17 protein-coding genes are annotated in these 18371 nt (G+C 43.4%); 16 read left to right on the top strand and 1 reads right to left on the bottom strand.

Annotation, left to right across the window (positions count from 1 at the left end):
- Positions 1-28 precede the first annotated feature (28 nt).
- From LG34_RS07990 to rpsA, 8 genes are all read left to right on the top strand, one after another.
- Complete coding sequence (locus LG34_RS07990; RefSeq protein ID WP_109215607.1) at positions 29-1861, top strand: NAD(P)-binding protein; 1833 nt, start codon at positions 29-31, stop codon at positions 1859-1861.
- Positions 1855-3588, top strand: coding sequence for an NADH-dependent [FeFe] hydrogenase, group A6 (locus LG34_RS07985; RefSeq protein ID WP_109215606.1), 1734 nt, complete (start codon positions 1855-1857; stop codon positions 3586-3588). The genes LG34_RS07990 and LG34_RS07985 overlap by 7 nt, the downstream gene beginning before the upstream one ends.
- A 270-nt stretch (positions 3589-3858) precedes the next feature.
- Positions 3859-5079: a D-alanyl-D-alanine carboxypeptidase family protein gene (locus LG34_RS07980; protein ID WP_158582199.1), complete on the top strand. Its 1221-nt coding sequence runs from the start codon at positions 3859-3861 to the stop codon at positions 5077-5079.
- Between the two features lie 111 nt (positions 5080-5190).
- On the top strand, positions 5191-6138 hold the full coding sequence (locus LG34_RS07975) for a MurR/RpiR family transcriptional regulator (protein WP_109215604.1): 948 nt from the start codon (positions 5191-5193) through the stop codon (positions 6136-6138).
- A 70-nt stretch (positions 6139-6208) separates the two neighbouring features.
- Positions 6209-7456 (top strand): NAD(P)/FAD-dependent oxidoreductase, encoded by a 1248-nt coding sequence (locus LG34_RS07970; RefSeq protein ID WP_109215603.1) that lies wholly within the window; start codon positions 6209-6211, stop codon positions 7454-7456.
- 141 nt (positions 7457-7597) lie between these two features.
- A complete protein-coding gene (gene cmk / locus LG34_RS07965; RefSeq protein WP_109215602.1) occupies positions 7598-8272 on the top strand; it encodes a (d)CMP kinase in 675 nt (224 codons plus the stop codon).
- The gene (gene ispH, locus LG34_RS07960) at positions 8269-9150 is read left to right on the top strand and encodes a 4-hydroxy-3-methylbut-2-enyl diphosphate reductase (protein ID WP_109215601.1); all 882 of its coding nucleotides are present in this window, start codon (positions 8269-8271) and stop codon (positions 9148-9150) included. The genes cmk and ispH overlap by 4 nt, the downstream gene beginning before the upstream one ends.
- On the top strand, positions 9131-10213 hold the full coding sequence (rpsA, locus tag LG34_RS07955; protein WP_109215600.1) for a 30S ribosomal protein S1: 1083 nt from the start codon (positions 9131-9133) through the stop codon (positions 10211-10213). Before ispH ends, rpsA begins: the two co-directional genes overlap by 20 nt.
- A gap of 205 nt (positions 10214-10418) precedes the next feature.
- On the opposite strand, the gene LG34_RS07950 is transcribed toward rpsA, so the two are convergent.
- On the bottom strand, positions 10419-11555 hold the full coding sequence (locus LG34_RS07950; RefSeq protein WP_109215599.1) for a ribonuclease H-like domain-containing protein: 1137 nt from the start codon (positions 11553-11555) through the stop codon (positions 10419-10421).
- Positions 11556-11746: 191 nt separating this feature from the next.
- Between LG34_RS07950 and rsxC the strand changes: the two genes are divergently transcribed.
- The 8 genes from rsxC (at position 11747) to LG34_RS07910 (ending at position 18265) form a co-directional block, all read left to right on the top strand.
- Positions 11747-13072, top strand: coding sequence for an electron transport complex subunit RsxC (gene rsxC, locus LG34_RS07945; RefSeq protein WP_109215631.1), 1326 nt, complete (start codon positions 11747-11749; stop codon positions 13070-13072).
- A gap of 26 nt (positions 13073-13098) precedes the next feature.
- Positions 13099-14040 (top strand): RnfABCDGE type electron transport complex subunit D, encoded by a 942-nt coding sequence (locus LG34_RS07940; protein WP_109215598.1) that lies wholly within the window; start codon positions 13099-13101, stop codon positions 14038-14040.
- Complete coding sequence (locus LG34_RS07935; RefSeq protein WP_109215597.1) at positions 14040-14642, top strand: RnfABCDGE type electron transport complex subunit G; 603 nt, start codon at positions 14040-14042, stop codon at positions 14640-14642. The genes LG34_RS07940 and LG34_RS07935 overlap by 1 nt, the downstream gene beginning before the upstream one ends.
- A gap of 18 nt (positions 14643-14660) precedes the next feature.
- On the top strand, positions 14661-15395 hold the full coding sequence (gene rsxE / locus LG34_RS07930) for an electron transport complex subunit RsxE (RefSeq protein ID WP_109215596.1): 735 nt from the start codon (positions 14661-14663) through the stop codon (positions 15393-15395).
- 15 nt (positions 15396-15410) lie between these two features.
- Positions 15411-15986 (top strand): electron transport complex subunit RsxA, encoded by a 576-nt coding sequence (gene rsxA / locus LG34_RS07925; RefSeq protein ID WP_109215595.1) that lies wholly within the window; start codon positions 15411-15413, stop codon positions 15984-15986.
- Positions 15987-15998: 12 nt separating this feature from the next.
- Entirely contained in the window at positions 15999-16808 is an 810-nt protein-coding gene (gene rnfB / locus LG34_RS07920; protein ID WP_109215594.1) for an RnfABCDGE type electron transport complex subunit B, read from the top strand.
- 263 nt (positions 16809-17071) lie between these two features.
- Positions 17072-17905, top strand: coding sequence for a glutamate 5-kinase (gene proB / locus LG34_RS07915; RefSeq protein ID WP_109215593.1), 834 nt, complete (start codon positions 17072-17074; stop codon positions 17903-17905).
- A 132-nt stretch (positions 17906-18037) separates the two neighbouring features.
- Positions 18038-18265, top strand: coding sequence for a DUF896 domain-containing protein (locus tag LG34_RS07910; protein ID WP_330427475.1), 228 nt, complete (start codon positions 18038-18040; stop codon positions 18263-18265).
- The last annotated feature ends 106 nt before the right edge of the window (positions 18266-18371 follow it).

Raw genomic sequence — 18371 nt, 5'->3', positions numbered from 1 at the left:
CAGTGGTAAAGGTTTAGGAGGATAGGATATGAGCAGATTATCAGTAGTATCAGCTGACAAAGTAAATTCTACGACGGAACAGCTTATGAAAGAATTTACACAGCGAATTGTGGCAAATCCACCGGGAGTCTGTCCGGTAGATATGCAGCTGGCATTCTTAAAAGTATGTCATGCACAGACATGTGGAAAATGTGTTCCATGTCGCATCGGTCTGGGACAGTTAGAAGATCTTCTGGAGAAGGTTCTGGATAATGAAGCGACCATGGACACCTTGAAATTGATTGAGCAGACAGCAGAAAATATTAAAAACTCTGCTGATTGTGCCATTGGTTTTGAATCCGCGCGTATGGTGCTGGCAGGTCTGGAAGGTTTCAAAGAAGATTATATTTCCCATATTACAGAACACAGATGTCTGGGATCATTCGAGCAACCGATTCCTTGCGTAACACTCTGTCCGGCACATGTAGACATCCCGGGATATATCGCACTGGCAGGAGAGGGACGTTGTGAGGATGCGGTTCGTCTGATCCGTAAGGACAACCCGTTCCCGACTGCATGTGCCCTGATCTGTGAGCATCCGTGTGAGGCAAGATGCCGCAGAAATATCATTGATGATTCCATCAATATCCGTGGTATCAAACGATATATCGTGGACAATGCACCGTCCAATCAGGTACCGGTTCCGGAATGTGCACCGTCAACAGGCAAAAATATTGCCATTATCGGCGGTGGTCCGAGTGGTCTGACAGCTGCTTATTTCTTGCAGTTAATGGGACATCATTGTACTGTATTTGAGGAGAAGCAGCACCTTGGCGGTATGCTTCGTTACGGTATTCCAAACTACCGTTTCCCACGTGAACGTCTGCAGGAGGATATTGATGCAATTCTTGCTACCGGTGTAGAAGTAAAAATGAATCAAAATATTGGTACAGAAGAAATGAAGGAGATTCATAAATTTTACGATGCAACTTATGTGGCAATTGGTGCACATACCGATAAAAAACTTGGTCTGGAAGGCGAGGACAGCAAAAATGTAATCTCTGCGGTTGATATGCTGCGTGAGATCGGCGATGGAAAATATCCGGATTACACCGGCAAACGTGTCGTTGTTGTCGGTGGCGGAAACGTGGCAATGGACTGTGCGAGAACTGCAATTCGTGCCAATGCAGAGACTGTAAGTATCGTATACCGCAGACGCCAGGAAGATATGACTGCACTTCCGGCAGAGGTAGAAGGTGCTGTGGCAGAGGGAATCGAGCTTGTTACCTTAAAAGCACCGCTTCGTGTAGAAGCCGATGCAGAAGGAAACGCATGTGCACTCTGGGTACAGCCGCAGATCATCGGACCGGTAAGAGGAGGCAGACCTTCCCCGCGTAAGGCAAACAAACCGGAAGAACGTATGGAATGTGATATCGTTCTGGTTGCCATCGGACAGGATATCGTATCTCAGCCGTTTGCTGATTTCGGTCTTGCTACCAACTGGGGACGCATCGTTGCCAATGAAGGTGGTGCTGCCAACATGGTTGGCGTATATGCAGGCGGTGACTGTGTATCCGGTCCATCCACAGTAATCAAAGCAATCGCAGCAGGTAAAGCCGCTGCAGCAAATATTGACGAATATCTTGGCTGTCATCATCCGATCAGTTGTGATGTTGCAATTCCTGAGCCGATGCTGAATGACAAAGTTCCTTGTGGACGTGTCAACCTTCAGGAAGTAGAGGCATGGGCAAGAAGAACAAACTTTGAAGCAATTGAACTTCCAATGAGCTGCGAAGAAGCAGAGCAGGAAGCAAGCCGTTGCTTACGATGCGATCATTATGGTTGCGCCACACTGAGAGGAGGCAGAGAGTTCGAATGGTAAATTTAACAATTAACAATAAAAAAGTTCAGGTGCCGGAGGGTACGACAATTCTGGCAGCTGCTGCTCAGGTGGGCATCAAGATTCCGACATTGTGTTACTTAAAAGAGATAAATGAGATCGCATCCTGCCGTATCTGTGTGGTAGAAATAGAGGGCAAAGAGACATTGGTAGCTTCCTGTAATACCGTAGTAGAAGAAGGAATGGTTGTCTATACAAACAGTTATAAAGCGCAGCATGCCCGCCGTATGAACGTTCAGTTTATTCTGTCTGAGCATGATGCACATTGTACTTCCTGTGTGAAAAGTGGAAATTGCAGTCTGCAGACGGTGGCAAATGAACTGAATATCGGGGAAGTTCCGTTTGAAGAACATTATGAAGTAAATGAATGGCCGCAGGATTTCCCACTGATCCGTAATGCAAGCAAGTGTATCAAATGTATGCGTTGTGTTCAGATCTGTGAGAAAGTACAGGGACTTGGAATCTGGGATATGATCAATACTGGAAAACGTACCAGCGTTGGCGTATCTGGCAGAAAGAAGATTACAGAATCCGACTGTGCAGTCTGTGGACAGTGTATCACCCACTGTCCGGTTGGTGCGCTGTATGAGCGTGATGATATTGATCCGTTCATGAATGCAGTTCATGATCCGGAGAAAATCGTGGTTGTTCAGATCGCACCTGCTGTCCGTGCAGCATGGGGTGAGGGCTTAGATCTTCCACGGGAGATGGCAACAGAGAAGAGACTGGCAGCAGCGGTGCGAGCCCTTGGTGTTGACTATGTATTTGATACCAACTTTTCTGCCGATCTGACCATTATGGAAGAAGGAAATGAGTTTTTGGAGCGTATGACACATGCAGATCAGTATTCATGGCCAATGTTTACGTCCTGCTGTCCGGGTTGGGTCCGCTTTGTAAAATCTCAGTATCCTGACATGACAAAAAATCTGTCTACCGCAAAATCTCCGCAGCAGATGTTTGGCGCTGTAGCAAAATCTTATTATGCACAGATCCTGGATGTAGATCCGTCCAGAATTTTCAGTGTTTCCATTATGCCTTGTGTGGCAAAAAAACATGAGTGTGAAATTCCGGGAATGGATGATGCGGGAGCAGGTCCGGATGTAGATCTGTCTCTGACAACCAGAGAGTTAGACCGTGTATTGAAGGCAGAACTTGTTTCTCCGGCATTCTTAGAGGAGGAAGAGTTTGACCAGCCGTTAGGCATTGGCTCCGGTGCAGGTGTCATCTTTGGCGCAACCGGCGGTGTTATGGAGGCAGCTTTAAGAACCGCATACTATGTATTAAATGGCAAAAATCCAGATCCTGAGATGTTCAAAATGGTACGTGGTATGGACGGTATCCGTGAAGCAGAGCTTGAGATCGCAGGCATCAAGATCAAAGCAGCTATTGTCAACGGACTTGGCAATACCAGAAAACTGATGGAGAAAATCCGTTCCGGTGAAGCGGAATACCATTTCGTGGAAGTGATGGCTTGTCCGGGCGGTTGCGTTGGCGGCGGTGGTCAGCCAATCACCGATGGCGTGGAGCTTGCAGATGTACGTAGAAGAAATCTGTATCATCTGGATAAGAAGAATCCGCTTCGTTTCTCTCATGAGAATCCGTCTGTGATCAAAGCGTATGAAGATTTCTTTGAGAAACCGTTATCTCATAAATCTCATGAACTGTTACATACGGATCATGAAGCATGGAAAATGCCGAATCAGAGATAATCAATAGGTTGTGGAATCACTGATAGCAGGAGTTAGCTTTTTAGCTGGCTCCTGTTTTGTTGTACAGGGAAAACACAATGTTATGGGAAAGAAAAGTCAGGTTATGCAGGCAGGGAGTACTTTTGTGTTTTATGTTCTGAATTAATGCAGAAATATGTAAACTTGTTTTACGTTCTGAATCAATGTGGAAATACGTAAAATAGTGAAAAACAGGAAAAGCAAAAGTATATGTATCAGAACTTTGAATGTAAATTTCATGGACGAATATTTTTGCGTATATTTTTGACCGCAATTTTTATATGTGCTATTTTCACAGAAAACGGCTATGCAGCGACCAGATTTCCAACAGAGGAGATCAGTCAGAATTTTGCAGATTTTCACAGGGAGGATCTGAATCTGTATGCCAAAAGTGCAGTATTGACCGATGCGGATACCGGGCGGATCTTGTACGGAAAAGATGCCGGCACGCCGATGGCAAATGCCAGTACAACGAAGATCATGACCTGTCTGCTGGCGATCGAGAGTGGGAAAATACAGGATACGGTGACATTTTCGGAACACGCCTGCAGCATGCCAAAAGTGCGGCTTGGTTGTCCAACGGGGACACAGTTTGTACTGGAAGATTTATTGTATTCCCTGATGCTGGAATCCCACAATGACACGGCAGCTGCCATTGCAGAACATGTGGCAGGAAGTGTGGAAGCTTTTGCAGATTTGATGAACGAACGGGCAGCAGAATTTGGATGCCAGAACACGCATTTTGTAACCCCGAACGGACTGGACCGTTCCGATAAAAAAGGTGAACATCAGACGACGGCATATGATCTCAGTCTGATCATGGCAGCCTGTATCCAAAATGATAAATTTCTGGAAATTACGGAAACTGCTTCAAAAACAATCAGCAGTATCGATGGAACATTTCAGGCAGCATTAAACAATCATAATGCGTTACTTTCTATGCTGGATGGAGTGATCTCTGGCAAAACCGGTTTTACGGCAAAAGCCGGTTATTGTTATGTGGGGGCATATCGTCAAAATGACCGTACTTACACCTTTGCTCTGTTGGCATGTGGGTGGCCAAATCACAAGAATTACAAATGGGAAGATTCGAAAGCACTGATTTCATACGGAAATGACCATTATGAAAACCGGACGATTTTAAAAGAGGAAGAACATCAGACCATAGACCTGAACCGGACTATGGTAAAGACATTCGGAAAAAACCATTATTATTTTACAAATACGCTGTCTGTGACAAAAGAAGCCTGTGCGTTTCAAATACTTGTCTCAGAAAATGATGAAATTACGATGAATCCCCAGGGACAAAAGGAACTTTCATTTCCGGTCACAGAAGGGGATGTGGTCGCAACAGAAGAAATTTTGTGGAATGGATTGCCGGTGCAGACCCGCAGGATTCTTGCGGATGAAACGCTTTTTGCATCAGATTATCCCTGGTGCCTGTGGGAGATTTTGCTAAAGTGGAAGTTCTAATTGTTTCCGGCGAAGAATTGAGGTATACTAGTAACTAAGCGTGATGCGGCACAACGTTTGACACGCATTATAAAGAATACATGTTGTATTCTTGAAAAATGGAGAAGAGAAATGAATAATTCAAATGAATTGATTAACAGGATCAATGAAAAGTACAGCAGTATGAGTAAGGGACAGAAGTTACTGTCCACATACATTACCGATAACTATGACAAAGCTGTATTTCTGACAGCGGAAAAACTGGGGAAAGTTGTCGGTGTCAGTGAGTCTACCGTGGTGCGGTTTGCAACACATCTGGGATATCGCGGGTATCCGGAATTTCAGAAAGCACTGGAGGAACTGGTGCGGAACAAATTAAATTCCATTCAGCGTATGGAAGTCACATACGGAAGAATCAGCCAGTCAAAAATTCTTGAGACTGTATTACAATCAGATGCAGAGAAAATTAAAAGTACGTTAGATCAGATCGATCAGAATGCTTTTGAAGCGGCTCTGGATATCATTTTGAATGCAAAACATATTTATATTGTCGGAATTCGAAGCTGTGCATCTCTGGCAAGTTTTATGGCATTTTATTTCAATCTGATGTTTGACAATGTGCATCTGCTTCATACCAGCAGCTCCAGTGAGCTTTTTGAGCAGATGGTGCGCATCAGTGAGGAGGATGTGATCATCGGTATCAGTTTCCCGCGGTATTCCATGCGTACGTTAAAGGCGATGGAATTTGCCAACAACCGGAATGCAAAAGTGATCACCCTGACAGACAGCGTACATTCCCCGATGAATCTGTATTCCTCCTGCAATCTGATCGCAAAGAGTGATATGGCATCCATCGTGGATTCCCTGGTGGCTCCGTTGAGTGTGATCAATGCACTGGTCGTGGCTCTGTGCATGAGAAAGCAGAATGAAGTGGCAGAGACATTGGAAACACTGGAGGACATCTGGGACGAATATCAGGTCTATGAAAGTGATGAGATCAATTATATTGATGACCATATGAAGATGCGATACGGCAAAGTGGATCACGTAGACCGGGAGGATCCCGACAAAAAAGAATAACTGCTTTGCAGGATTTTAGATTCAGACATTCTGCAAAATAAGAAAAATGAGTGAAAATCGGAGAAATTGAATGAGTAATGTGGCAGTAATCGGCGGCGGTGCAGCCGGAATGATGGCAGCGTGTACCGCAGCCGGAAACGGGCATCAGGTAACGCTGTATGAACAGAATGAAAAACTTGGCAAAAAGATTTATATTACAGGAAAGGGACGGTGTAATCTGACCAATGCCTGTGATACGGAAGATCTGTTTGCAGCGATCAGGAAAAATGAAAAATTTTTATACAGTGCAATCTATACCTTTGATAATCATGCAACAATGGATTATTTTGAACGTCTGGGACTGAAAATGAAGACTGAGCGCGGAAACCGTGTATTTCCGCAGTCGGATCATGCGTCTGATGTGATCCGTGTGCTGACAGAGGAATTGCGCAGAAAAAAAGTGCGCGTCTGCCTGAATACAAAGGTGCAGGAGATTTTAAGTGATGGCACAAAGGTGACGGGACTTCGATGGGATTGTCATGATACCCATCAGAAAAATCAGGTATCAGAGTACGATGCTGTGGTGGTTGCCTGTGGCGGCATGTCTTATCCGACGACAGGTTCGGATGGAAGTGGTTTTACCCTGTGTCAAAAACTGGGACATACTGTTACGGAATTACGTCCTTCCCTGATCGGAATGACAACTGCAGAAGAGTATATCCCGCAGTTGCAGGGATTGTCCTTGAAAAATGTGACACTCACGGTAAAATCCGGGAAAAAGACGTTATATTCTGAATTCGGAGAAATGCTTTTTACCCATCAGGGCATCAGCGGACCGTTAGTCCTGACAGCAAGCAGCTGCATCCCTGACAAATATATGAAGCAGGAGCTGGCATTTGAGATTGATCTGAAACCGGCGCTGGAGGAAGAACCGTTAGACAAACGCTTACAGCGTGATTTTGCAGAAAATGTGAATCGGCAGTTTAAGAATGCCCTGCATGGACTGGTTCCTGCAAAACTGATGCCGGTGTTGATCGGACTGTCCGGCATTGATCCGGAGAAAAAAGTGCATTCTGTCACCAGAGAAGAACGGCATCACCTCCTGACGCTGCTGAAGCATTTTCCGGGCACTATCACAGGTCTTGGAAAAATGGAAGAGGCGATTGTTACAAGAGGCGGCATTAAAGTCAAGGAAGTAAATCCGTCCACGATGGAGTCAAAGCTGGTACAGGGATTGTACCTGTGCGGCGAGATGCTGGATGTGGATGCGGTGACCGGCGGGTTTAATCTGCAGATCGCGTGGTCTACAGGCTATCTGGCAGGTATCAGCATTGAGTAGCATTTTGAAAGAATACGCTTGATCATGATATTTCTAAAATGAGTTAAGGGATAAGGAAAAGTAGTTTAAAGAATCCTATACAATTTACAAAGATTTGTGAATAAAAGAAAGATAAATAGAAACAAGAGAGGTTTGGAACATATGAGTTTTAACATTGCGATCGATGGACCGGCAGGCGCCGGCAAAAGTACCATTGCGAAAAAACTGGCAAAAAAAATATCCTTTATTTATGTAGATACCGGTGCCATGTACCGTGCCATGGGATATTATTTTTTACAGCATGGCATCAAGGCAGAGGAAGAAGAAAAAATAAAGGAAGTCTGTGACGATATTTCTGTTGCACTTGCCTATGAAAATGGTGTGCAGAAAGTGTTGTTAAACGGCGAAGATATTTCCGATAAAATCCGTCAGGAGGAAGTCGGCAATATGGCATCCGCTACCAGCGGTTACGGTTTTGTCCGTGCAAAACTGCTGAGTCTGCAGCAGGATATGGCAGCACAGCACAATGTCATTATGGATGGTAGAGATATCGGAACCTGTGTCCTTCCGAATGCTCAGTTAAAAATTTTCCTGACAGCAAGCGTAGAGGTACGTGCAAAACGCCGGTATGATGAGCTGGTGGCAAAAGGAGAACAGTGTGATCTGGCAGAGATTGAAAAAGATATCAGTGAGCGTGATTACCGTGACATGCACCGTGAGATCGCACCATTAAAAGCAGCAGAAGATGCGGTAATGCTGGATTCTTCTGATCTCAATATTGATGAAGTTGTGGAAGCGATTTATGAACAGGCAAAAAAGGCAGGACTGGACGCATGAAAGTAGAACTTGCAAAGATGGCAGGATTTTGTTTTGGCGTAAACCGGGCAGTGGATACCGTGTATGAGGAAGCCAAACAGTTTTCGCCGGTTTATACGTATGGACCAATCATTCACAATGAGACGGTGATCGATGATCTGGAGAAAAAAGGTGTGCAGGTCATTCATTCCCTGGAGGAAGCCAAAGAACTTACCGAGGGTACGATCGTGATCCGTTCCCATGGTGTCACCCGCCGGGAACAGGAAGAACTGACCGCGGATGGACTGCGCGTGGTGGATGCCACCTGTCCGTTTGTAAAAAAGATTCATAAGCTGGTACAGGAGTATTCGGAAAAAGGATATTATGTGGTGATCATCGGAAGCGGGGATCATCCGGAGGTGCAGGGAATCGTCGGATGGTCGGATGAAACACGTACTTCGGTGATCTCTACGGTCGATGAAGCACAGAATCTGGATCTGAAACCGTGGAAAAAGGTCTGTATTGTCGCACAAACAACATTTAATTACAATAAATTTCAAGAACTTATTGAAATTATTCAAAAAAAAGGGTATGATAGTGAGAGTACGGTGGACAAGGATAAAAAATTTGTTGTTCACAATACGATATGCAATGCCACCAAGGAACGTCAGGAAGCGGCAAGAGAACTTTCTGGCAGAGTGGATGCAATGTTAGTAATCGGAGGGATAAGCAGCTCCAATACAAGAAAGTTGTATGAAATCTGCTCTGAAAAATGTAGAAATACTTACTTTATACAAACGAAAGAAGATCTAGAGAATTCTGACTTTTCGCGTTTCGACTACGTAGGTATTACAGCAGGGGCTTCAACCCCAAATAATATTATTGAGGAGGTTCAAAAATATGTCAGAAATGAGTTTTGAACAAATGTTGGAAGAATCTTTAAAAACAATCAGAAATGGAGAGGTAGTCGAAGGCACTGTTATAGATGTGAAACCGGATGAAATTATCCTGAATATTGGCTATAAATCAGACGGAATTATTACCAGAAACGAATACACAAACGACAATAATGTAGACCTTACTACTGTTGTTTCCGTTGGCGATACCATGGAAGCAAAAGTTCTGAAAGTAAACGACGGTGAGGGACAGGTTCTCCTTACATACAAACGTCTTGCAGCTGAGAAAGGCAGCGAGCGTCTGAAAGAGGCTTTCGAGAACGGCGAAGTATTAACAGGTACAGTAAGCCAGGTATTAGACGGTGGTTTAAGTGTTGTTCTGGATGAGACAAGAATCTTCATTCCGGCAAGCCTTGTATCTGATACTTATGAGAGAGATCTTGGCAAATACAAAGATCAGGAGATTCAGTTCGTATTAACTGAGTTCAACCCGAGAAGAAGACGTATCATCGGTGACAGAAAACAGCTTCTGGTTGCTGAGAAAGAGCGTAAACAGAAAGAGTTATTAGAGAAGATCAACATTGGCGATGTTATCGAAGGAACTGTTAAAAACATCACAGACTTCGGTGCATTCATCGACCTTGGCGGAGCAGACGGACTTCTTCATATCTCTGAGATGTCCTGGGGCCGTGTAGACAACCCGAAAAAAATCTACAAAGTTGGCGATACTGTAAAAGTATTTATCAAAGATATCAAAGATACAAAGATCGCACTCAGCGTAAAATTCCCGGAGGAGAATCCTTGGAACAATGCTGCTGAGAAATATGCAGTTGGAAACGTTGTAACAGGTAAAGTTGCACGTATGACAGACTTCGGCGCATTCGTAGAGCTTGCACCGGGTGTTGACGCTTTACTTCATGTTTCCCAGATCTCCAGAGATCACGTTGAGAAACCAGCTGATGTATTAAGCATCGGACAGGAAATCGAAGCTAAGATCGTTGATTTCGACGAGGCAGACAGAAAGATCAGCCTGAGCATGAAAGCACTCGCTCAGAACACAGAGGCTGAGGCAGCTGAAGAGGAGTAAGAACTTCTTATTGAACATTAAATAACAGATTGAACAAACAGAAAGGGACCGTTGCGCTAAGTGATTAGTGCGCGGTTCCTTTTTTGTAAACTTTTAATAGAAAGAAAATCCCCGGTCCATGCACTGACATCCAATTGTTAGATTTTTTTGAACTAATTTTTGGAGACAATACAAATATCGGACAGGGGATTTTTTGACTTAAGCATTATTTACTTTTTGAAATACTATCTTTACCGGAAAGTATAGTTTGACAATAAAGATGTACGAAATCTTCTAAAGTTGAAAATTGTTCTGGCGGAAGTCGGTACCCTTTCGGAAAGGCATCATCTGTGCCCGGCAGTTCCAGATAGGTCGATTTGTCTGCCAGATCCTGCTTCAAGTAATGATCAGAAGATGCATATGGCAAAGTTAGATAATAACAGCTCTTTTCCAGATAACAGTTTTCCTTCGTGGCTTTTTGGCGATGATCCGGATCGATATAGGTGCCAAGACTTTTATGGATGATCGTATGTTCCTCTGGCAGATAATAATAGTTTTTATAATCCGGAAAATAATGCCGGAGTGCGCCGTGAAAGACCGGAAAGGACAGCAGTACTTTGTTCGGATGCATGACAAGGGTGGCATGTTCCTGTATACAATGAACTGTCTGCGGCAATAAAATATCTGGCATCAATGTGATATTGAAAAACAGATCGCCGGAAACAGATTGGATTTCCATATCAGAAAGTTGAAAATGCCCCTGTAAAAAATATGTATAGGATAATATTTCCAGAAGGTCATACATGCCAAAGACATCTTCTTTATTATGTAATAGCAGAAGTTGTAATGCTTCATCCTCAGGATCTTTGGCGTAAGATTTGTACAGTTTAATTAATTCTTTTCCGGTATACTGGTCTTCCCGGTTGATGCCAAGAAACAGTTCGATGGATTTTTGCTTATAACTGGTCAGTGGCAGTAGCTTCTTTAAATGCCGAATCTCCTGATAGAGATCTGTGTGGGAAAGTGCCTCCAACGGACTGGGAATCTGGAAGTGTTCGAACCGATGCCGGAGAAATGGGACATCAAAGGTGGTGCCGTTAAAAGTAATCAATTTGTCAAAGCCGCTGCATAAATCTGCAAATGTCTGAAGGATCAGAATTTCTTCCTCTTTATTTTCAGCGAAAAGGAGCCTTACCGCGATCTGATCGCCGGTTAGATAGGAACAACCGATGCAATAAATGTGATTTTTTTCGGCGGAGAGACCAGTGGTTTCGATGTCGACGAAAAGTGTATCTTCGGTCAGAGAAGAAACAGCGTAACAGTTTTTCTGAGTTAGTGCTTTGAAATGTAAAGTATCTTTCATAAATAATCCTTTGTTGACTGACGATTCTTGTATTTATTATAATTCACGTGGTATTTTTTTCAATACAAAACTTTTTTTTTGGTGAAATTAATACATTTTTAATCTTCTGTGCTATAATATTTAAGATATTTTGCAGGATATATTATATGATTTCCTGTAAGAAACTATATAGAGAAAGTGGGGCACAGGTTATGGGCTTATGTACTTTTAAGGGCGGTGTCCATCCATACGATGGAAAGGACTTGTCGAAAGATAAACCGATTCAGGAATATTTACCAAAGGGTGATCTGGTTTATCCGTTATCACAGCACATTGGTGCACCGGCAAAGCCAGTGGTTGCAGTAGGTGATGCTGTATTGAAGGGACAGATGATCGCTGAGGCAGGCGGTTTCGTATCTGCACCGATTTATGCAACAGTTTCCGGCACGGTTAAGGCAATTGAGCCACGTCGTGTTGCAGTAGGAGACATGGTGAACTCTATCGTGGTCGAGAATGACGGGGAGTTTAAATCTCTGGAGTTTACACCGGTAGACGATGTAGCGTCTCTGAGCAAAGAAGAGATCATCAAAAAGATCCAGAATGCCGGTATCGTAGGTATGGGTGGTGCGGGATTCCCGACACATGTAAAACTCTCACCGAAGGAGCCGGAAAAAATCGACTACATTATTGCAAACTGTGCAGAGTGTGAGCCGTATCTGACTTCCGATTACAGAAGAATGATCGAGGAGCCGGAGAAATTAATTGAGGGAATGAGAATCATTCTTTCTCTGTTTGATAATGCAAAAGGTATCTTCGGTATCGAGGATAACAAACCGGATTGTATTGCAAAACTGACAGAGCTGACAAAAAATGAGCCGAGAATGGAAGTCAAAGCATTAAAGACAAAATATCCGCAGGGTTCTGAGCGTCAGTTGATTTTCGCAACAACAGGCAGAGCTATCAACTCTACCATGCTTCCTGCAGATGCAGGCTGTATCGTAGATAACGTTGATACAATCGTTGCAATTTATCATGCAGTAAAACTTGGCAGACCGCTGATGCATCGTATCGTTACGATTACAGGTGATGCAATCGCTGATCCGAGAAACTTCTATGTCTGTATCGGAACAAACTATGCAGAGTTAGTAGAAGCAGCAGGCGGATTCAAGACTCAGCCGAAGAAGATCATCTCCGGTGGTCCTATGATGGGATTTGCAATGTTCGGACTTGACGTTCCGACAACCAAGACAACATCTGCTCTGTTATGTCTGACAGAGGATGCCGTTGAGGATGCAAGCCAGAATGCAACAGCATGTATTAACTGTGGTCGTTGTGTAGAAGCATGTCCATCCAGAATTGTTCCTTCCAGACTTGCTGATTTTGCAGAAAATCATCTGGAAGAGCCATTTGAACAGTGGCACGGCATGGAGTGTGTAGAATGTGGAAGCTGTAGCTTCACATGTCCTGCAAAGAGAAATCTTGCACAGTCGATTAAATCCATGAGAAAAACAATTCTTGCAAACAGACGGAAAAAATAAAAAACGTTAGAAAGAGGTGGATTATTGTGAGTGAGTTATACAATGTTACATCATCACCACATATAAGAGCCAAAGACAGTACACAGAGAATCATGCTGTATGTAATCATTGCATTACTTCCGGCTACTGTATTTGGTATTATCAATTTCGGACCGCGTGCACTGGCAGTTGTTGTTGTTTCTATCGCAAGCTGTCTGGTATCCGAATACTTATATAACAAAATTGCACACAAGAAACAGACCGTATGTGATTTAAGCTGTGTTGTTACCGGTTTACTTCTTGGTCTGAACCTGTCACATACCGTTCCGTTTTTCATCCCGATCATCGGTGGCGCTTTCGCGATCGTTGTTGTAAAAATGATTTTTGGCGGACTTGGACAGAACTTTATGAACCCGGCACTTGGTGCACGATGCTTCCTGCTTCTTGCATTTACAGGCCCGATGACAAGCTTCACATTTGACGGTGTGTCAAGCGCTACTCCGCTGGCAGTGATCAAAGGTGGCGAGCTTTACAGTGATACAATGGCTATGTTTACCGGACGTATCGCAGGTACAATCGGTGAGACTTCCGTGATCGCTCTTCTGATCGGTGCAATCTTCCTGATCCTGATGGGTGTTATCGATCTGAGAATCCCGGGTACATATATTTTAACATTTGTAGTATTTATCGTACTGTTCGGCGGACACCTTACAAGTGGTGATCTTGGACAGTTCGTTGTTCAGGAAGTATGCGGTGGTGGTCTGATCCTCGGTGCATTCTTCATGGCAACAGATTATGTTACTTCTCCGATCACTCCGAAGGGAAAAATTATTTACGGTATCATCTGCGGATGTCTCCTTGGTATCTTCCGTATGTTTGGTGCATCAGCTGAGGGATGTTCTTACTCCATCATCTTTGCAAACATGCTGGTACCGCTGATCGAGAGATTTACAATCCCGAAACCATTTGGTAAAGGAGGGGAAAAATAATGAACGGAAAAATCATTAAAGACGCCCTGATCCTTTTCCTGATCACAGTTATCGCAGGTCTTGGTCTGGGTGCTGTATATGGCATTACAAAGGTCCCGATTGAAAAAGCAAATTATAACATTCAGCAGAATGCTTATCGTACTGTATTCCCGGATGCAGCTTCTTTCGAGGATATGGACGGATTTGATTCCGCAAAAGCAACAGAAGCAGCTGCCGCAGCAGGATACGCAGATGACACGATTGAAAACTGTGTTGTTGCTGTAGACGCAAGCGGTGCTGAACTTGGTTATGTTATTTCTGTAACAGATCCGAACAGTTATGGTGGAGACGTTACCTTATCTATCGGTGTTACCGATGATGGTACATTAAACGGATATTCCATCACAACCATCAATGATACTGCCGGACTTGGTATGAAAGCAAAAGAAGATTCTTTCTCTTCTCAGTTTGCAGGAAAACAGGTAGAATCATTTGAAGTTACAAAGACAGGTGCAACATCTGATAACCAGATCGATGCAATCAGTGGTGCTACAATCACATCAAGCGCTGTTACAAGTGCTGTAAATGCTGGACTGGCTTATTACAGAACACTTGCACAATAACAGGAGGGGAACTTTTAAATGAATAAGTGTATAGAACGTATTGTAAACGGTATCGTGAAAGAGAACCCTACCTTCGTTATGTTGATCGGTATGTGCCCGACCCTGGCTGTTACAACATCAGCTATTAACGGTATAGGTATGGGACTTTCCACGACACTCGTACTTGTATTTTCAAACCTTTTAATTTCACTGCTTCGTAAGATTATTCCGGACAGTGCACGTGTACCGGCATTCATCGTTGTCGTTGCATCTCTGGTAACTATTGTTCAGTTCTTACTGCAGGGTTATGTACCATCTCTGTATGCATCACTGGGTATCTATATCCCTCTGATCGTAGTAAACTGTATCATCCTTGGCCGTGCCGAGAGCTATGCTTCAAAGAATCCGGTTCTTCCGTCTATCTTTGATGGTATCGGTATGGGACTTGGATTTACTGTTGGTCTGACATGTATCGGTGCAGTTCGTGAGATTCTGGGATCCGGACAGATTTTTGGTTTCCAGCTTCTTCCGTTAGCTGATGCAGCTGCAGGAAAAGCAGGTTATACACCACTTACAATTTTCGTGCTTGCTCCTGGTGCATTCTTCGTATTAGCTATGCTGATCGCAATCCAGAATGCATTCCGTGAAGCAAAACGTAAAAAGGGTATTGCAGTGAAAGAGAGAAGCGGATGCTTCGACGGAGACTGCGCAGCTTGTACAAGCGGAAGCTGTGAAGGCAAAGTGTTCACTGCAGGAACAGATGAGAAAGAATAAGGAGGAAAGGTTCAGATGAAAGAAGTATTACTTATCGCAATCGGCTCTGCCATTGTAAATAACGTTGTCCTGAGCCAGTTCCTTGGCTTATGTCCGTTTTTCGGTGTATCCAAAAAGGTAAATACTGCAGCCGGAATGGGTGCCGCAGTTATCTTCGTTATTACAATTGCATCCTTTATCACAAGCGTGCTGGATAAAATTATCCTGCAGCAGTTTGATATCACATATTTAAGAACAATTGTATTTATTTTAGTTATCGCTGCATTGGTTCAGTTCGTAGAGATGTTTATGAAAAAATCAATGCCGCCACTGTACAACGCACTTGGTATTTTCTTACCACTGATCACAACAAACTGTGCCGTTCTCGGTGTTGCCCTGAACAACGTACAGTATGGTTATGGTATTGGTGTAAGTACAATCAACGGTTTCGCAACAGCAGTTGGATTTACCATTTCAATTGTCATCATGGCAGGTATTCGTGAGAAAATCGAGTACAATGATATCCCGACACCTTTCAAAGGTTCCGCAATCGTGCTGGTAACAGCAGGTCTGATGTCAATTGCATTTATGGGATTTTCCGGTGTCATTTAGGAGGGTATACAGATGAGTGTTTCAGCAATTATTCTTGCCGCTGTTGTAGTCGGCGGAACAGGTATTGTCATTGGTATTATCCTTGGGATTGCCGGTGAGAAATTCAAAGTAGAAGTAGACCCGAAAGAGGAAGAAGTATTAGCAGCTCTTCCGGGAAATAACTGTGGTGGCTGTGGTTTTGCCGGATGTTCCGGTCTGGCTGCAGCAATTGCAAAAGGTGAAGCAGAGGTTGGTTCCTGTCCGGTTGGCGGTGCTCCGGTAGCAGCTAAGATCGGTGCGATCATGGGTCAGGAAGTTGGCGAATCTGTTCGTGAAGTTGCATTTGTAAAATGTGCAGGAACATGTGAAAATGCAAATACAGATTATGAATACTATGGAGTAGAGGATTGCTCCATGATGGCTTTCGTACCAAACGGTGGTCCGAAAAAATGTAATTTTGGATGTCTTGGATTTGGTGAGTGTGTGAAAGCTTGTCCGTTTGATGCAATCCACATCAAAAACGGCGTTGCTGTAGTTGACAAAGAGCAGTGTAAAGCCTGTGGAAAATGTATCAAAGCTTGTCCGAAGAACTTAATCGAGCTTGTACCGTATGATGCAAAACATGCCGTACAGTGTAGTTCTCAGGATAAAGGTAAACAGGTTATGACTGCTTGTAAAGTTGGTTGTATCGGATGTAAAATGTGTGAGAGAGTCTGCGAGTCAGGCGCTGTTACTGTTGAGAACAATATCGCACATATTGATCAGACAAAATGTACCGGATGCGGCGCATGTGCTGAGAAGTGTCCGAAGAAGATCATCACAGGCAGAAAAGTTACTGCTTAATTGGATCAAACTTCATAATAGTAAAAATGCAAATGCTGCCCTGAGTTTTCAGGGCAGTATTTTTGTACGTTGATGATCTGATACAGATATTCTAAGGGATTTGTTAAATAGCAGATAAGCAACACATAAGGACTGGAAGATATGAGTATTGACAGAAAGAACTTTACCGATGTATCATAGAACACAAGAGTGTCAAAGCTGAAAAAGCACCTGAAAGTGGAACAACAATTGTTTTGCGAGGATATGACAAAAGGAGTGTACAAATGAACGTAAACGATTATTTCAAATATAAAAAGAGAGTAGTTGTCAAAATTGGATCGTCTTCTCTGCAGCATCCACAGACTGGAAGTATGAATCTGATGAAGATAGAAAAACTGGTGCGGGAACTCTGTGATCTGAGAAATCAGGGCATGGATGTCTGCCTGGTAAGTTCCGGAGCAATCGCGGTAGGACGTCAGGCAATCGGTTTGCAGAGCCGCCCGCAGGATATTTCTACCAAACAGGCATGTGCGGCAGTTGGACAGGCACGACTGATGATGACATATCAGAGAATGTTTGCAGAATATAATCAGACCGCAGGACAGATCCTGATGACAAAGGATACCATTCTGGAGGATGAGTCCCGTCAGAATGCGCACAATACCTTTGAGGAAATGTTCCGTTTAGGCATTATTCCGGTTGTCAATGAAAACGATACCGTATCTACTTACGAGATGCATTTTGGTGATAATGATACACTTTCTGCCATTGTATCATCTCTGGTTGGCGCAGATCTGCTGATCCTGTTGTCCGATATCGATGGATTGTATACCGATGATCCACGAAAAAATCCGGAAGCAACTTTAGTTGAATGCGTAGAAAAGATGAATGAGCATTATGATTCTATGGCAAAACAGTCTACCGGAAGCGATGTGGGAACCGGTGGAATGGCAACAAAGCTGACAGCAGCACGAATTGCGACGGCATCCGGCACTGATATGATTATTGCCAACGGTAAAGATGTGGGAATTATTCATCAGATTATCAGCGGAGATTTCAGAGGTACTTTATTCAGAGCGCAGAATGACGAAACCTTTGATATTCATACCTATTTATAGGAAAATTAGGAGATAAGGTGCTGTGTGAAGTCAGATTTCATGGAGCTGGAATAGTTGTTGCGAATTGGCATCTTATCAGTTTATTAACCAGAAAACTTATATTTATTACGATAGAAAAGGAGGAACATAACTATGTCTATGACAGATGAAAAAGTAAAAAGAATTAATGAATTATATCATAAAGCAAAAGCAGAAGGTTTGACAGAAGCTGAGAAAAAGGAGCAGGCCGTATTACGCGAGGAATATGTAGCTTCTTTCCGTAGAAATCTGCGCAGTCAGTTAGATCAGATCAATATCCAGAATGAAGATGGTTCAATTGAAAATCTGGGTGAGAAATACGGTAAGAAAGTCATTAAATAAGGATTTGGATGCGATAGTACAAATTAAGAAGAATATTTAGAGTTTTATCTCAGTCTGAGTTGAGACTCCCACTTCTGCAAGTGGTGAGTAGTAACAAGTATTTCTC

The organism is Eubacterium ramulus (assembly GCF_003122485.1).
In the GTDB taxonomy this organism is placed as follows: domain Bacteria; phylum Bacillota; class Clostridia; order Lachnospirales; family Lachnospiraceae; genus Eubacterium_I; species Eubacterium_I ramulus_A.
Note: the sequence above shows the minus strand (reverse complement) of the source record. Positions and strands in the feature narration are given on the sequence as shown.